This window comes from Marinomonas sp. MED121 (genome assembly GCF_000153025.1).
Taxonomy (GTDB): domain Bacteria; phylum Pseudomonadota; class Gammaproteobacteria; order Pseudomonadales; family Marinomonadaceae; genus Marinomonas.
Window position 1 is genome coordinate 34,630 of sequence record NZ_CH672433.1, and the last position, 13,774, is coordinate 48,403.

The window sequence follows — 13,774 nt, forward strand, 5'->3', positions numbered from 1 at the left end:
TTTATCTAAAAAAAAGGTGGCTGAGTCGATAAAAAAAGTGCCAAAGTCTTGGGGATGACTTTGACACTAAAGGCCAAAAGCGAATGCGACTTTTAAAATGGAGATTTAAAACTAAAACTTAAATTGAGAAATAGGAAGACTCAAGAGGTAAGACATTAGTCTTAAGGAACCTGCGAAAAAGTTGCGACTCTCGCCTTAAATCTTAGGCATTTTATCCACACGCTGAGGCAGGAGGACTTATTCGCAGCGTCCTTAATTCAAGAGTAAATGTTGAACTTAATAGGGAATAATGACTCTAGGCCTCATGCCTTTGAATAATAGGCTCAACCTAGGACACTTAATATGAAAGCCTTGTTAATCAGTATGCTGTTATTTACAAGCCAATTAATTTTGGCAAACGAGCCTGTCAGCACCAGCTTTTGGAATAATATCGCAATAGGTGAACACGATAGTTTGGGCTATTACAATGAGGGCTTAGTAGCTAGCGCTCCAACCCCACTTGGCGACAAACAGTTTGTCGTCAATTGGCAAGGTGCCCAGTGGCGTTTTGCTAGCCAAGCCTCTGCAGACAAATTTGCTCAAGATCCTCGCCGATATGCTCCCCGTTATAATGGCCATTGTGCTAATGCATTAAGCCTAGGAGAGGGGCTCATCAATACAGATGGCCGTGTTTGGGAGTTTTTTGGTGACAAATTACATCTCTTTTATGCCGAGCGAGGCAGGCAGCGCTGGTTAAAAGGCGATTGGCAAAGTTACCAATTGGAAGCGGATAAAGCCTGGCAAGTCATTCTAAATAAAATATAAACAGTCATAAAAATAGACACCTAGAATGAGCTCTTAGAGGACATTGAAAACACTAGAAATTAAGTGACTAACGTCCCTATGATTGGAACAAAAAGCGCTCACCTGCTTCTTGTTCCAATTAACAAACACTCTAATCAGCGTTAGCTTGAGTCTGTACCATGATTTTTAATCCAGGATGTGCATTTGCAAGCTGAATATCCCAGTGATGGAAGTTAAAAATCGCTTTAACTTGAGTCAGCCCTAAGCCATGACCCTCACTGCCTCTGTGTCGTTCTAAACGATACATACGACGGAACACCTTGTCATAATCATCAAGCTCGATGCCTTTTCCAGAATCTTGCAATACAACCAGCCCATCACGACAAGACAGCTTTATCGTCGTGTTAGCTTCACTGTATTTAATCGCGTTATCAAACAAGTTAGAAAATGCTTGGAATACTAAATCAGGATTAGCCAGTACATTAAAATCCAATATATCTAATTGCACTGACATCCCTTTCTCTTGCGCTAAGGGCTCATACATTTCAGCCACATCAGTTAAAAGCTGTCCTAAATTAATATTAGTTTTCGGGATATCTAGCGTACTCTTTTCTAATTTCCCTATATTTAACAAAGCGTTAAATAGGTTTAATATTCGGTTTGTATCTTGAATAACCGCTTCTTTGAAGCTTTCCTGTTGGGCCTCATTAGAATCTGTTGAGAATTGCTCTAATCGATTATGTAACCTGGTAAGTGGAGTTCGCATATCATGTGCAATGTTATCTGAAACTTCCTGAACGCCCTGCATTAAACTGGCAATTCTATCTAGCATACTATTAATATTTTTAGCCATATGATCATAATCATCATGACGATCACTCAATGGGATTCGTTCTTCTAACTGCCCTTGAATAATGATGTCACAAGTCTGATTTATGACGCTCAACCGAGTGATAGTTCGTCTCGTTAATATCAAGGTGCCAATTAGCAGTACAATAAAGCTCAATATCAGTCCTATCATCAATGCTTGATAAAGGGCATCATCAACCTCTTTTAAGTAACCAAGATTATAAGATAAGGTCACGTAATTACCGTCATTTAAAGCTAATTGGGCAATACGAAATTCATCTGATTCTTGTATGTCATATTCTTCCCAATCAGAGTCCTCATCCAGCATAAAGTCACCGCTTTCTGAGTCAAAATAAGCATCCTCAATTTCTAACTCTTCTAGCCAATATTCAAATTCGGCCGCACATTCATTGAAATCTTCCACCTCTTCATCCTGGGCTTCAATTTCTGCTATCGATGCCAAGTCTTGGATTGGGTTTAATATTGTTAGTTCAATCTCAACGCCTACTTGATCTCCGATTTCATTCAACTTTTTGCGCAAAGCAGGAAGACTTTCAAAACTATTATCATCCTCAAAAAGCGCCACCACCTGCGCTTCTTGCTGCTCGAATAAGATATCTACATTATCCCAAAGGCTAGTTTTAACAATTTGGTAGAGGGTAAAAAGAATTAAGGAAAAGGTTAGCCATAAAGCCCCCATCACAGTCAAAGAAAAGCGAAAGCTGGAACTTTTAACGAGATTAAAGGCCCGATTTAATAACATAGCCTCTTCCCCTTATTGTGTGGATCAATACCTGAGAAAAAGGTTTATCAATTTTATTTCTAAGTCTTGAAATATGTACATCAATGACATTGGTTTGCGGATCAAAGTGATAGTCCCATACGGATTCAAGTAGCATGGTACGTGTGACAACTCTATCCTGATTTCTTAATAAATATTCTAATAGGCGATATTCACGAGGCTGTAATGATATAAGCGTTTCTGCTCGTTTCGCTTCTTGTGTGAGTAAATTCAAGCTTAGATCAGCACAATGCAAAGACGTTTGCTCACCACTTTCATGAGTATTTCGTCGAAACATAACCTCAAGACGAGCATGTAATTCAGAGAATGCAAAAGGTTTGGTAAGGTAGTCATCCGCACCCGCTTGTAACCCCTCCACCCTGTGACTGACATCCGCCATGGCACTGAGCAAAAGAATAGGAACATTTGACCCTGTTGCCCTTAGTGTTTTAAGCAGATTAAGACCATCGAGGCCTGGCAGCATTCGATCCAAAATAATGGCATCATAGGTTTCTACACTTGCTTGCAATAAGCCCTGCTTACCATCTTCACACCTATCTACGACATAGCCTATTTGCTGCAAACTAGACCCGATAAACTGGGCAACCTCTTTATCATCTTCTACCACTAGTACTTTCACGCGAATCACCCCTTTATAAACTCTGTTACAGGATACCAAGGCCTGTGCTTTTTTATCATTACCAAAAGTTAATTTTCCGGCAAACCTTTGGTAGGACTAATCAACATAAGCTTAATCCCATCGTCCATGATGAATTTATTCAGGGCGAATAAAATCAAGTAAATTGGAGATTAAAATGAGAAAAATCGCACTATTAAGCCTCTGCGGCATTATCACAACACCTTTTGTTTATGCACAAGTTGCCAATCAAACAAATACTCTGACTAGCATCGAAGCGTCTTGTCGAGCAGATGATATGAATGATGCTTATTTCTACGAAGAGATGGATGATTACAGTTTTTATGAAGATAAAAAAGAATTAGAAGATAACAAAAAGGATTGGTTAAGCAGCTTAGCAGAGTTTAATTTAAGCTCTAATCAAGAAACCCTAATTAAAGAGTGGCAAACATACAATACGGCGTTTGAAGAAGAGTGGGTTAAAATGTGCATTGCACACCCAAACAAACATAAAAGCTTAGCTGACCAGCTCAATTGGGACGAGGCAAACTTAAAACTTGATTTAGATTATATCGTTAAAAGCCATGTTTTTATTGCAAAAGTAAATAACAGTTTGAATGATGAACAAAAGCAACAACTTGTTCAATTGGGATTAATGCAACTACTCCCCTAAAATAGCGTCTGCAGAAACAAAAAAACCTCAGACTATTTTGGTCATGAGGCTTTTTTGTTATCTAAGCTAAAACAAAGCCCAAATAATTAAATTTTGGTGGAGCCTAGGAGGATCGAACTCCTGACCTCAACGCTGCCAGCGTTGCGCTCTCCCAGCTGAGCTAAGGCCCCAAAACGCTTTGCATTTTATGTAGGATAAAAAGCAGTGTCAATAAAATTTGTATTAAGAATAATGTTTATTACACAATAAAAACAATTAGTAAGCTAAACTATACTTAGAGGAAGCAAAGCCTTCCACTATCCTTACTAGACAGGTGTTAATCCAACTTGTGAATAGAAGCTGTTTATACTCAATAGTATATTCAATTAAACAAAGACCAAGAAGGAAAGTCGATGGTTGCCCAGCCACACCCTTTAACAAAATTGATGATAGCTCAACAGCCCGTTATCGATGAGGAAGGTAATACTGCGCATATAGAACTTTTTTTCCAACGCAAACGTGGCACACCAAGCATTGAAGGCTCAAAAGATGCAATCAATCAAAGGTTAATCAGTATTTGTCTGGGCGTAAGCGAATTAAAAGAAGAGTTCCAAGCCCCTCTTTCCATCAAGCTTACTAGCGCCATTTTAATGTCAGACATCATTTTTCCAATTGATCCAAAGCTTATTTATATTGAGCTACCAGGCAATACAGCCATCACAAGGTCTTCTGTCAATGCATTAAAAAAGTGGCGGAATAATGGCTATAAATTTATTTTAAGCGGCTATCGTTTTGATATCGATTATCGTCACATCTTACCTTATATCCATATGGTAAAGATGGATGCAACCAAGCTAATTGAAAATAAACAGCGCCTTGATAGATTAAAAGCCAGCAAAATGCCCATCATAGTGCGTAAGATCGATAGTCAAAAAGCCCATGAGATATGTAAGAAGCTTGGTGCAACACATTTTCAAGGAGACTATTTTAAAGCACTTGAACAAATAGAAAAAAAAGGCGCTAGTGCAGAGATGAAAAGCGCCAAGCTTATTCTAGGGGAGCTCAGCTCAGAGTCTGCCAGTCTCGATAAAGTCACCCAATTAATTAGTGATAACCCTTATCTAAGTTACCAACTTTTACGAATTTTAAATAACCCTATTAGCGGTCTGCCTCGTAAAATAACAGACATACGTGAAGCAATTATTATGGTTGGTCTAGAATTAATTAAGCGTTGGGCAAGTCTAATTAGTTTATCTGCAAGCAAAAAACAGCAGAATGAGATTTTTAGTACCATAATTAATCGTTCTCCAAAGGTGCAATCAGAATAGGGTTAAAGGTGTATTATGTCTTCACTTCCAGCGGCTCTAAGTGACCTAATGATGGCCCAACAACCCATCTTTGATACCAATCAAAAGCTCTTTGGTTATGAGTTGCTGTTTCGAAGCAATAACGAAGAGATGGCAAATGTCATCAACGGAGAGGATGCGACAAGCCAAGTATTAGTTAACCTTTGTATCGGTATTACTGAACTTGAAGCGCAAATGCAAAAACCCTATTTTGTTAACATCACCCGTGACCTTCTTCTTTCAGATGCCTTCCTTCCCATTGACCCAAACCTCATTTATATCGAAATTTTAGAAGATCAAAAGATCACTCCTGATTTGGTTGAAGCCGTTGCCCGTTGGCATGAAGCTGGATATCGCTTTGCCTTAGACGATTATCACTTTGATCCAAGCTATGCGCCGCTATTCCCCTATGTCGAAATCATAAAAATTGATGTGCTGATGACAGATCCAATTAAATACAAAACTCACATTCAAGCACTTCGACAACGTAAGATGACACTGATTGCAGAAAAAGTGGAAGACCTCGCCATGTACCAAACCTGTAAAGAGCTGGGCTTTCATCTTTTTCAGGGATACTTTTTACAACGTCCTAATATTATTAAAGGCAAACGTATTTCTTCTGGTGTAGAAGGCGCATTAGAACTCATTAGCGAATTACAAAATGACAGTATCACTACCGACAAAGTGAGTGAGCTGATAAGCAAAAACCCGACTCTTTCCTATCAACTGCTTAGAGTATTAAACAGCCCTATTTGTGGCATGACACGAGAAGTCACCGACCTTAAAGAAGCCGTGGTCTATATAGGACTGAGCCAGATAAAAAAATGGGCCATGCTACTCACAATTACTTCCACATCCTCTCAGCCTAAAGAAATTTTTCGTTTCTTACTTATCCGTGCTAAATGCTGCGAAGCGCTTGCTATTCAAGAAAAGGCTGATAATTCAGACGCTGATTTTATGGCTGGTATGATGTCAGGCATTGACCTAATTCTACAGTTAGAGAAACAGATGGTTTTTGATAAGGTAAAAATCCGCAAAGAGATTGTTGATGCAGTTCAAAGTTTTCAAGGCCCCATAGGAAAGCGCCTTAAAAAAGCCTTTGCCCTAGAAGAAAGCAATTGGGAGTACATAGGGAAACTTAGCAATGAAGAAAAACTCACTTTAAGCCGCTCATATGGTGAAGCCAGCTTATGGGCAGATGGCACCCTCAAAAACATCTGTAGCTGACCCGATTATAAACAAACCCGCCTTAAACTCAGATTCAAGATCAAAAATCACAAACTTATTGGCTAAAGTTAACATAAACCGTTGACATGCATAGCAAAACACATAGAATACGCACACGTTTTCAAGCCAGTGTGGTGGAATTGGTAGACACGACGGATTCAAAATCCGTTGCCGAAAGGCGTGGCGGTTCGAGTCCGCCTACTGGTACCACTTTTGAAAAGTGATAAAGCCGCTGTTAGTCATAGATTAACAGCGGCTTTTTTTCGTATTGAAAATACCATCATTAAAATAGGCAATGTCGATAAAAGCTTAACCGCCAGACATTAAAGAAGCCTACCTGCATTTTCTGTTAAACCTGCATTTTCTGCTAAACCTGGATTTTCTGCTAAACCTGCACTTTTAGCTAAATAGAAAAGCAATTATCCAAGAGAAGACTCTTCTTTAGGCTTCAATTAGTAAGAGATAACTTAGCTATTGATTCAAACTTTTAGTAAAAGAGAGCTTGGAGAGGTTTATACTTAGGAGAATGAGCAGGCAAGATGGCAAACCTTACCTGCTTAAAGGTTTATTTAAATGCTGTCTCTAAACGATTAAATTGTATTAGCTCAGCAATCTCTTGTGAAAACTCATCAGAGCTCAACTGCTCTAACAAAGCGAATGCTGCTTGATAACTTACCGGCCCACCATTTGATGTTAGGACGCCCTCATCAATAACAAAGTTTTTATCAAATTGTACTTTTACCTTTGGATAGTCATCAGCAAAGTCTTCTTCACCACCCGCCCAAGTTGTCGCATTCTTTCCATCTAGCACTCCTGCCTCAGCCAATATCATGGCACCAGAACAGTTACTAGCCATCCAGCTAGCCTGACCATGTTGGTCTTCAACGAACTTGATTAGGGTTTCATTGTTAAGCACAGGGCTCATATTGTATGCACTGGCGACAATAACAACATCTAAAGTCAATGGATCATAAATTGTTTTATCAGCCGTAATGGTTAAGCCTTCTTCGGTTTTAATCGTCTTATTTTTTGTTGCAGACACAACAACCACTTCATAATCAGAGAACCAGGCTTTTTTACTCGCAGCACCAAACACTTCTATTGGCGCGGTCACATCACTGGTCAGCACACCATCAAAAACGATAACACCAATTTTGGCACTGGCGGCTTGGACACTCGTCGTAAATAACACAAAAACACCAACCAGCATTGACTGGCAAATCATGTTACTTATTTTTTGTATATAGCTCTTCATTACACTAACTCCATATTTTAATTAAAACTTTGGGCGAGATTCCATGCTTGGCTATAGGCTTGCTCTTTAGCCTCTATAACCCTAGTTTCTTCAGCAATGGTGGGCGCGAAAGCGACGGTTTCTACCTCACAATTCATATAGGTTTTCAACCAACGCTCGATATAAGTTAAGCCAAAATCATCTTGTTCATTACCCGAGCCAACTCGAAAATCCTGACCACTCGAACTCAATAAAAAGGCTTTTTTTGCGTCTAATAATGATTGATAACCGGTATCTGGACTCCAGCTAAAACAAAGACCCGGCTGGGTAATAACATCGATATAATGCTTAAGCACATAAGGGACACCAAAGTTCCAAATTGGCATCACCAATACAACAACATCAGCGCGGCGAAAACGGTCTAGATGCAGCCTAACTTGAGACCAACCCGCAGCTTGATTTTCTGTCAGTGCTTGCCCTTGAAAAAAGGCATATTTTGCATCAAGTATGTCGCCGTCCATGGCTGGAAGAGTCACATCCCACAAGTTTAATTTATCAATATTCCAGCGCTCACCATTAGCTTGAAGAGCGTTAATAAAGTGCTCTGCTAACGGCATAGTATTAGAGCAATTACCTCTGGGAGTAGATTGAATAAGGAGGAGAGTTTTCATGATTTTTGCACTTCAATTTTGTAAGTGCTGATGATCTTAAATTATAGTAGTCTACCCAAAAAGACCCACTTTCCTCATTTTTTAGGAACCACTTTATGACGGGCAAGCACCTTCGCTTTCAATTTGAATCCATAACTGTCAGCACACAAGACCCTACTGCACTCTTTCGTCAGTTAGAGAATCAAATACGTGAAGCCATTTGGCAGGAGCGCTTAAGAGCGGGTGAGCGACTCCCCTCTACCCGTCATTTAGCAAAACAGCTGGGCATTGCACGCAATACCGTGATCAACGCTTATGAACAACTGGCTTTAGAAGGTTTTATTGTGACCCTGCGTGGTTCAGGAACCCGAGTGACAGATAACTTTCCACCGCCATCAAAAGATTCAACCCAAGAAAGTGATGCGTCCTCAATATCCATAAAACAGGCAGATTTTTCTGAGCGCTATCAAGCCCTTGCGAACCATGAGATTGATATATCACAAGGAGGCCAAGGCACAGCTCGCCCTTTTAGAGCAAATATCCCAAACTATTTTGAGTTTCCTCGGGCTCAATGGGCTCAACTTATGAGCAAAAAACTACGCCAGAAACCAGACAGTTGGATGGAGAGGGTCCACGCTTGCGGATACGAACCTTTAAGGTCAGCCATTTCAAGTTATCTCGGTGTTTCAAGGGGAGTGAGCACAACAGCCGAACAAGTCATTGTGACCGCGGGGGCACAACAAGCAATAGAACTATTGGCAAAGTTGTTAATCAATCCAGGTGATATCGTCTGCTTTGAGGACCCAGGATACACCCATGCAGCCATGGTGTTTGAATTAGCTGGTGCAAAAATAGTCACCATTCCAGTAGATGAAGACGGCTTAGATGTCGATGAATTACAAAAAACAATAAGCGAAGCAAAGCTGCTTTATGTTACTCCCGCTAACCACTTTCCTTTGTGTACGACCTTATCCCAATCCAGACGCCAAGCCTTGTTAAAGTGGGCCAAAGAAACTGACACCATTATTCTTGAAGATGATTATAACGGTGAATATCGTTATCGTGGCCGCCCTCTGCCAACCCTTCATACAATGGCAAGTGATGATCGTGTTATATACATTGGCAGCTTCAGCAAATTACTCTTCCCAGCACTTAGATTGGGATACATGGTTGTCCCTCAACAGCTTATAGAGCCCCTTGGCACCATTCGTTGGCTGCTTGACCGCCACTCTCCCGCTCTAGAGCAAATAGTTTTGACCGACTTTATTAATCACGGCCACTTTTCAAGGCACATTCGACGAATGAGATCACTCTATTCTGAACGTCAAAAGGCCTTAGTTAACGCCGCAAAAGAGCATTTAGCAGATATTCTAGAACTACCACCTTTAGACGGTGGCCTGCATTTAATCGGTTGGTTAAATGCAGGTGTAGAACAAAAGCAACTCATCACAGCCGCCGCCAGTGTCGATATAGAACTACTACCCACCTCGCAATTCAACTTTAAAACACCGCAAAGAGGCGGCGTTATTTTTGGCTACGCACCTTATAACCTTGAGCAAATTGTTAGCTCAGTCAAAAAGCTGCGGACCGCCTATTGGCAAAGCAAGAATGAGTGCTAGTAAAATCAATATCTCAACACTCTAATATTTACACGTCGCCCGCACTCAAAATAGAAACGCAAAAAAACAGAATTAGCATTATTGGAAAAGCTAGAAATGCTTATCCAAACACTACAAATGCCAAAACCCCCAAAGAACAAAGAGCTTTGGAATTCGGCGCAACCAGCTAATTATCTTGGGCTTTCTAAGAATAAGCTTATGTACAGCGTGGCATGTAAGAAGACATTCCCAAAACCACGTAATGTAGGTGACTCACTAAACAGCACAATTTACCGTTGGCTTGCTGGTGAGGTGATGAGTTGGGCTGAGGCCCACAAGATTCAACAAAAATTGTAAATTGCATTAAAAAAGGGGCTTAGGCCCCTTTTTTAATGTTCGATCGAGAAAATACATATGCTATTGATTAATATTTTTCCTGCTCCGAAAGCCACCTTCTACGCCTTTGTTCTATATAATGAATAGGCTCACCTAACTTATCTAGCTGAAATACAATATCACCAGCCCCATCAATATTTTGATAAGATAAGCTTTTTTTAATGACATTTCGCAAACTATGATATTCATTTATAAGGTCGACTATAGAAGAGTGACTTAATCCATTTACCCCATGGGCAGTATCTCTTTTTTCAACAGCATTCTTTATATAAGAAGCAGGTAATAACTCTTCAGGTGTTCTTAATAGCATTTGGTTACTTCTAGATAGCAGCAATATCTCTTCTAGCATTTTTTCCGTTGGACTTTCAGGCCCAACTTGACCTAACTTTTCTATTTTAGAAGTAGGTATTTCTTCTAGTTCCTGCACTAAAGAAGGCCACCAAACATTAAACCCTTTTTCCAGTCTAGACTCTTCAATCTTATCTTGATCGCAAGCATCATTGATTGATTTAAGAAGTTTAAAAAGATCTTCTTTTTCTAATATGGTCGACTGAAATTGTAGAATAGGCCCAGACACTTCACTTCTTTTAATCCGAAATAGAAAAGGGCAAACTCTACTTTTGTCTACGCTCTTTCCTAAAGCCCCTGCTTCAAAGTTTAGCCATGGAGCATTAAGATTATCTTTGGTGACACACAATATTCCAAACGATGATTCATCTAGTTCCCCTGCAATATCTGATGCCCATCGAGTTCCTTTATCAATATCTTCGGATGATACATATGGTGTAATAGACTGAATGACCGATGGTAGCCACTCCCTTAAAGCTAAAGCTACTTTATGGCTCTCTCACCTGACCAACTAATAAATACTTTCAATTTCATTCCTTAAATTTGTTATTCAAAAAAGCCGCTTTTATTCAAAAGCGGCTTCTTAGCGGCAGCAGTTGACCCTTTACTGCCAAGGTGCAATTCAGCATCTCAACAATTAACTCATATTAAACCTGACTCTATGAGGATTCAAGATCCTAAAAGAACTCACTATTATAAATAGAAATCCTATTATAATAAGAAGATAGCTACCTAGATGAGCTTTGTTTTCAATCCAACATCAAAGCCACATCAGCCATATCTGGCGCGTAATAAACTCTCTGCAATATCCGTAAATCTTTATGCCCTGATATCTTGGCTAGGTTAAGCACATCTACCTTAGTGGCTAATCTTGTTAGCGCTTCACGCCTTGAGTCATGAAAGTGCAAATCATCTAATAGGCATTTGTTTCTGATCATTCTAAAATTCACATCGAGACTATCGGACTTAAGCCCAAAGATTTTGCGCTTGCAGTCTTCTACCCCTTGCAGGCCTCTAAGCACTTTTACTGCGGTAGTGGATAGTGGATAGTGGATAGTGGATAGTGGATAGTGGATAGTGGATAGTGGATAGTGGATAGTGGATAGTGGATAGTGGATAGTGGATAGTGGATAGTGGATAGTGGATAGTGGATAGTGGATAGTGGATAGTGGATAGTGGATAGTGGATAGTGGATAGTGGCACGGTACGTGGGTTACCATTTTTTGTTTTAGGCAGGTGAACCGTTCGCCCACTGGTACCATTTTTTCGTGTTGAGAATACCATCATTTAATTATGGCAGAACTTATTGCAACGCTATGCTCCATTTATTAGAAACTCTTCTAACAATCTACAGCCCTTTTTACACAAAGAGCATAACAGCCATATGCAGCAAATCTAGCCATTACAAAATTCACCTCTTTATTAGATAAATAATCTTTAAGATCAGATTCAGCACTTTCAACTAATGACAATTTAGCATCTAAAATTCTTCCACTAGAAGAATAAGCCTTTAGTACAAATTGGTTATTTAAATAAACAGAATCCATAGAAGATTCATCATCAGACGCTAAAGGTAAACAAGAATAATCAACATACTCATCACTTGGGTTTGCAAGCACAAAAACAGGCCCATATTCTCGATAAGGCCCAGGGATATGAAAGGGACAATAACTGGCTAATATAAGCTTTTCACCTTCTTTTGCTCTTCTCAAAACATCTCTACATGGCTCACCACCAGAAGCGGTTATTAGCTCTACAGCTTGGTTTTGATCATCCAGCCCCTTACCTCTCACTTTATCTAAAAACTCAGATCTCATTGGTGTTATTTGATATTTCATATTCATCCTTAATCACGACTTATTTACTTAAATTCAAACTAATAAAGTTAAAATGGAAAAGTTGAATAGCACGAGCAATTTACCTGCTATTGATAAGTGATAATTAGAGCGTCAATAGTCTAAGGAAAACATCCGAATATTGTTTTTCATTTCTAGAATGGCAGATAAAAACACTTAGAAGAAAAGGATAAAACCAAAAAAAACATGCTTAATGTGTAATGTCATAGCTGCATTTTGACCTTTGTAATTGCTTATCCAGCACAGCAAGACAGTATTGGGTAGAAACGCGTTTAAGAGGTAAGTTACAGCAAGCTCATATTCTAAATAGGATAAAAGACTTAGAAGTCATTAATTAGAAATAACCAAAGTGTAAATTATATAAAAATCAGATAAGCCAGAACTGGCAAGGTATTGAGGAAGTTTGAATTTATTACAGGCATAAAAAAAGGCACCAAATGGTGCCCGGGACCGGAATCGAACCGGTACGGTATTACTACCGCAAGATTTTAAGTCTTGTGCGTCTACCAATTTCGCCACCCGGGCACATCTAGCTTTTGCTACATGTTCTGATTATGGAGGCCGGAGTCGGAATCGAACCGGCGTTGACGGAGTTGCAGTCCGCTGCATGACCACTCTGCCATCCGGCCTTAAATCAGATTATCTTCTACTGGAGCGGGAAACGAGGCTCGAACTCGCGACCCCAACCTTGGCAAGGTTGTGCTCTACCACTGAGCTATTCCCGCGTTCAGAAGATGGTGCATATTCTATGTATTTCTCATCCTGCGTCAAGCAATAATTCTAAATAAATCCATTAACTTAGCGTTTTATTTCTATTTAGATCAATAATTGTTCTAAGTGATTATTTTTTATCCGATACTGATGGCGCTAGGTGTGGCCAAGCGGCTTTTAGATAGACATACATAGACCATAAGGTTAATAAAGCAGCCAAAATAAGAACAAATTCACCAATATTGGCCCACTTAGTATTTGGCTCATTGCCTAATAAAATAAAAATAGAGAGCATTTGCAAAGTTGTTTTTAGTTTGCCCACATAAGAAACCGCCACACTGGCTCGCTTACCCATTTCAGCCATCCACTCCCTTAATGCCGATATGACTATTTCTCTACCCACTATAACTGCTGCTGCAACTGTCATCAGAGGGTTAGCGTAACTCTCAACCAGTAATACAAGGGCAATAGATACCATAAGTTTATCGGCGACAGGGTCAAAAAAAGCACCAAAAGCAGAGGTTTGATTCAGTTTTCGCGCTAGATAGCCATCCAACCAATCGGTTGCTGCCGCAACGGCAAAGATAGCCGCACAGGTGACATAACGACCATCCCAAGGCAAATAATATAAGACAACCAAGATGGGTATCATAAAGATTCGAATTGATGTCAGTATATTAGGTATATTCATTTATTATCTGCTTTT

Annotated in this window: 14 protein-coding genes and 5 tRNA genes; 7 read left to right on the top strand and 12 right to left on the bottom strand. The window is 39.7% G+C overall.

Going from position 1 to position 13,774, the window contains the following annotated elements; all coding sequences use genetic code 11:
- Positions 1–342: 342 nt before the first annotated feature.
- Entirely contained in the window at positions 343–804 is a 462-nt protein-coding gene (locus MED121_RS18555) for a YHS domain-containing (seleno)protein (protein WP_009835298.1), read from the top strand.
- 130 nt (positions 805–934) lie between these two features.
- Here MED121_RS18555 and MED121_RS23885 read toward each other — a convergent pair whose 3' ends face one another.
- Both MED121_RS23885 and MED121_RS18565 read right to left on the bottom strand, forming a co-directional pair.
- Positions 935–2,395, bottom strand: a complete 1,461-nt coding sequence (locus MED121_RS23885) for an ATP-binding protein (protein WP_009835299.1) — start codon at positions 2,393–2,395, stop codon at positions 935–937.
- Positions 2,373–3,053, bottom strand: a complete 681-nt coding sequence (locus tag MED121_RS18565; RefSeq protein WP_009835300.1) for a response regulator transcription factor — start codon at positions 3,051–3,053, stop codon at positions 2,373–2,375. The genes MED121_RS23885 and MED121_RS18565 overlap by 23 nt, the downstream gene beginning before the upstream one ends.
- A 175-nt stretch (positions 3,054–3,228) precedes the next feature.
- Here MED121_RS18565 and MED121_RS18570 point away from each other — a divergent pair, with 175 nt between their 5' ends.
- Complete coding sequence (locus MED121_RS18570) at positions 3,229–3,723, top strand: hypothetical protein (RefSeq protein ID WP_009835301.1); 495 nt, start codon at positions 3,229–3,231, stop codon at positions 3,721–3,723.
- Between the two features lie 94 nt (positions 3,724–3,817).
- Here MED121_RS18570 and MED121_RS18575 read toward each other — a convergent pair.
- Positions 3,818–3,893, bottom strand: a tRNA-Ala gene (locus MED121_RS18575).
- 222 nt (positions 3,894–4,115) lie between these two features.
- Here MED121_RS18575 and MED121_RS18580 point away from each other — a divergent pair.
- The 3 genes from MED121_RS18580 to MED121_RS18590 all read left to right on the top strand — a co-directional run bounded on the left by MED121_RS18580 (position 4,116) and on the right by MED121_RS18590 (position 6,485).
- The gene (locus tag MED121_RS18580; protein ID WP_009835302.1) at positions 4,116–5,030 is read left to right on the top strand and encodes an HDOD domain-containing protein; all 915 of its coding nucleotides are present in this window, start codon (positions 4,116–4,118) and stop codon (positions 5,028–5,030) included.
- Between the two features lie 15 nt (positions 5,031–5,045).
- On the top strand, positions 5,046–6,275 hold the full coding sequence (locus MED121_RS18585) for an HDOD domain-containing protein (RefSeq protein WP_009835303.1): 1,230 nt from the start codon (positions 5,046–5,048) through the stop codon (positions 6,273–6,275).
- A 125-nt stretch (positions 6,276–6,400) separates the two neighbouring features.
- A tRNA-Leu gene (locus tag MED121_RS18590) sits at positions 6,401–6,485 on the top strand.
- 355 nt (positions 6,486–6,840) lie between these two features.
- Here MED121_RS18590 and MED121_RS18595 read toward each other — a convergent pair.
- Together MED121_RS18595 and MED121_RS18600 are read right to left on the bottom strand one after the other, a co-directional pair.
- The gene (locus MED121_RS18595) at positions 6,841–7,530 is read right to left on the bottom strand and encodes a DJ-1/PfpI family protein (RefSeq protein ID WP_050764621.1); all 690 of its coding nucleotides are present in this window, start codon (positions 7,528–7,530) and stop codon (positions 6,841–6,843) included.
- Between the two features lie 17 nt (positions 7,531–7,547).
- A complete protein-coding gene (locus MED121_RS18600) occupies positions 7,548–8,180 on the bottom strand; it encodes an NAD(P)H-dependent oxidoreductase (protein WP_083789423.1) in 633 nt (210 codons plus the stop codon).
- A gap of 95 nt (positions 8,181–8,275) precedes the next feature.
- Here MED121_RS18600 and MED121_RS18605 point away from each other — a divergent pair, with 95 nt between their 5' ends.
- Together MED121_RS18605 and MED121_RS18610 are read left to right on the top strand one after the other, a co-directional pair.
- The gene (locus MED121_RS18605; protein ID WP_009835309.1) at positions 8,276–9,778 is read left to right on the top strand and encodes a PLP-dependent aminotransferase family protein; all 1,503 of its coding nucleotides are present in this window, start codon (positions 8,276–8,278) and stop codon (positions 9,776–9,778) included.
- Between the two features lie 96 nt (positions 9,779–9,874).
- Positions 9,875–10,114 carry a hypothetical protein gene (locus tag MED121_RS18610; protein ID WP_009835310.1) on the top strand — a complete coding sequence of 80 codons (240 nt, stop codon included), beginning with the start codon at positions 9,875–9,877 and terminating at the stop codon, positions 10,112–10,114.
- Positions 10,115–10,181: 67 nt separating this feature from the next.
- On the opposite strand, the gene MED121_RS23890 is transcribed toward MED121_RS18610, so the two are convergent.
- From MED121_RS23890 to pgsA, 7 genes are all read right to left on the bottom strand, one after another.
- A complete protein-coding gene (locus MED121_RS23890) occupies positions 10,182–10,850 on the bottom strand; it encodes a hypothetical protein (protein ID WP_009835311.1) in 669 nt (222 codons plus the stop codon).
- A gap of 400 nt (positions 10,851–11,250) precedes the next feature.
- Positions 11,251–11,439: a tyrosine-type recombinase/integrase gene (locus tag MED121_RS18620; protein ID WP_050764622.1), complete on the bottom strand. Its 189-nt coding sequence runs from the start codon at positions 11,437–11,439 to the stop codon at positions 11,251–11,253.
- Between the two features lie 402 nt (positions 11,440–11,841).
- Entirely contained in the window at positions 11,842–12,339 is a 498-nt protein-coding gene (locus tag MED121_RS18625; RefSeq protein ID WP_116371670.1) for a DUF1203 domain-containing protein, read from the bottom strand.
- Between the two features lie 456 nt (positions 12,340–12,795).
- Positions 12,796–12,882 (bottom strand) — tRNA-Leu (locus MED121_RS18630).
- A 30-nt stretch (positions 12,883–12,912) separates the two neighbouring features.
- Positions 12,913–12,986 (bottom strand) — tRNA-Cys (locus MED121_RS18635).
- 21 nt (positions 12,987–13,007) lie between these two features.
- Positions 13,008–13,082: transfer RNA gene (locus MED121_RS18640), tRNA-Gly, on the bottom strand.
- Positions 13,083–13,198: 116 nt separating this feature from the next.
- Positions 13,199–13,759: a CDP-diacylglycerol--glycerol-3-phosphate 3-phosphatidyltransferase gene (gene pgsA, locus MED121_RS18645; protein ID WP_036181219.1), complete on the bottom strand. Its 561-nt coding sequence runs from the start codon at positions 13,757–13,759 to the stop codon at positions 13,199–13,201.
- Between the last annotated feature and the right edge of the window lie 15 nt (positions 13,760–13,774).

Bases quoted from the DNA above. Each gene is read 5' to 3' on its own strand.
- MED121_RS18620 (WP_050764622.1), bottom strand. From the start codon at position 11,439: ATGATCAGAAACAAATGCCTATTAGATGATTTGCACTTTCATGACTCA.
- MED121_RS18580 (WP_009835302.1), top strand. From the start codon at position 4,116: ATGGTTGCCCAGCCACACCCTTTAACAAAATTGATGATAGCTCAACAG.
- MED121_RS18605 (WP_009835309.1), top strand. From the start codon at position 8,276: ATGACGGGCAAGCACCTTCGCTTTCAATTTGAATCCATAACTGTCAGC.
- MED121_RS23885 (WP_009835299.1), bottom strand. From the start codon at position 2,395: ATGTTATTAAATCGGGCCTTTAATCTCGTTAAAAGTTCCAGCTTTCGC.
- MED121_RS18625 (WP_116371670.1), bottom strand. From the start codon at position 12,339: ATGAAATATCAAATAACACCAATGAGATCTGAGTTTTTAGATAAAGTG.
- MED121_RS18595 (WP_050764621.1), bottom strand. From the start codon at position 7,530: ATGAAGAGCTATATACAAAAAATAAGTAACATGATTTGCCAGTCAATG.
- MED121_RS18585 (WP_009835303.1), top strand. From the start codon at position 5,046: ATGTCTTCACTTCCAGCGGCTCTAAGTGACCTAATGATGGCCCAACAA.
- MED121_RS18610 (WP_009835310.1), top strand. From the start codon at position 9,875: ATGCTTATCCAAACACTACAAATGCCAAAACCCCCAAAGAACAAAGAG.
- pgsA (WP_036181219.1), bottom strand. From the start codon at position 13,759: ATGAATATACCTAATATACTGACATCAATTCGAATCTTTATGATACCC.
- MED121_RS18570 (WP_009835301.1), top strand. From the start codon at position 3,229: ATGAGAAAAATCGCACTATTAAGCCTCTGCGGCATTATCACAACACCT.
- MED121_RS18555 (WP_009835298.1), top strand. From the start codon at position 343: ATGAAAGCCTTGTTAATCAGTATGCTGTTATTTACAAGCCAATTAATT.
- MED121_RS18600 (WP_083789423.1), bottom strand. From the start codon at position 8,180: ATGAAAACTCTCCTCCTTATTCAATCTACTCCCAGAGGTAATTGCTCT.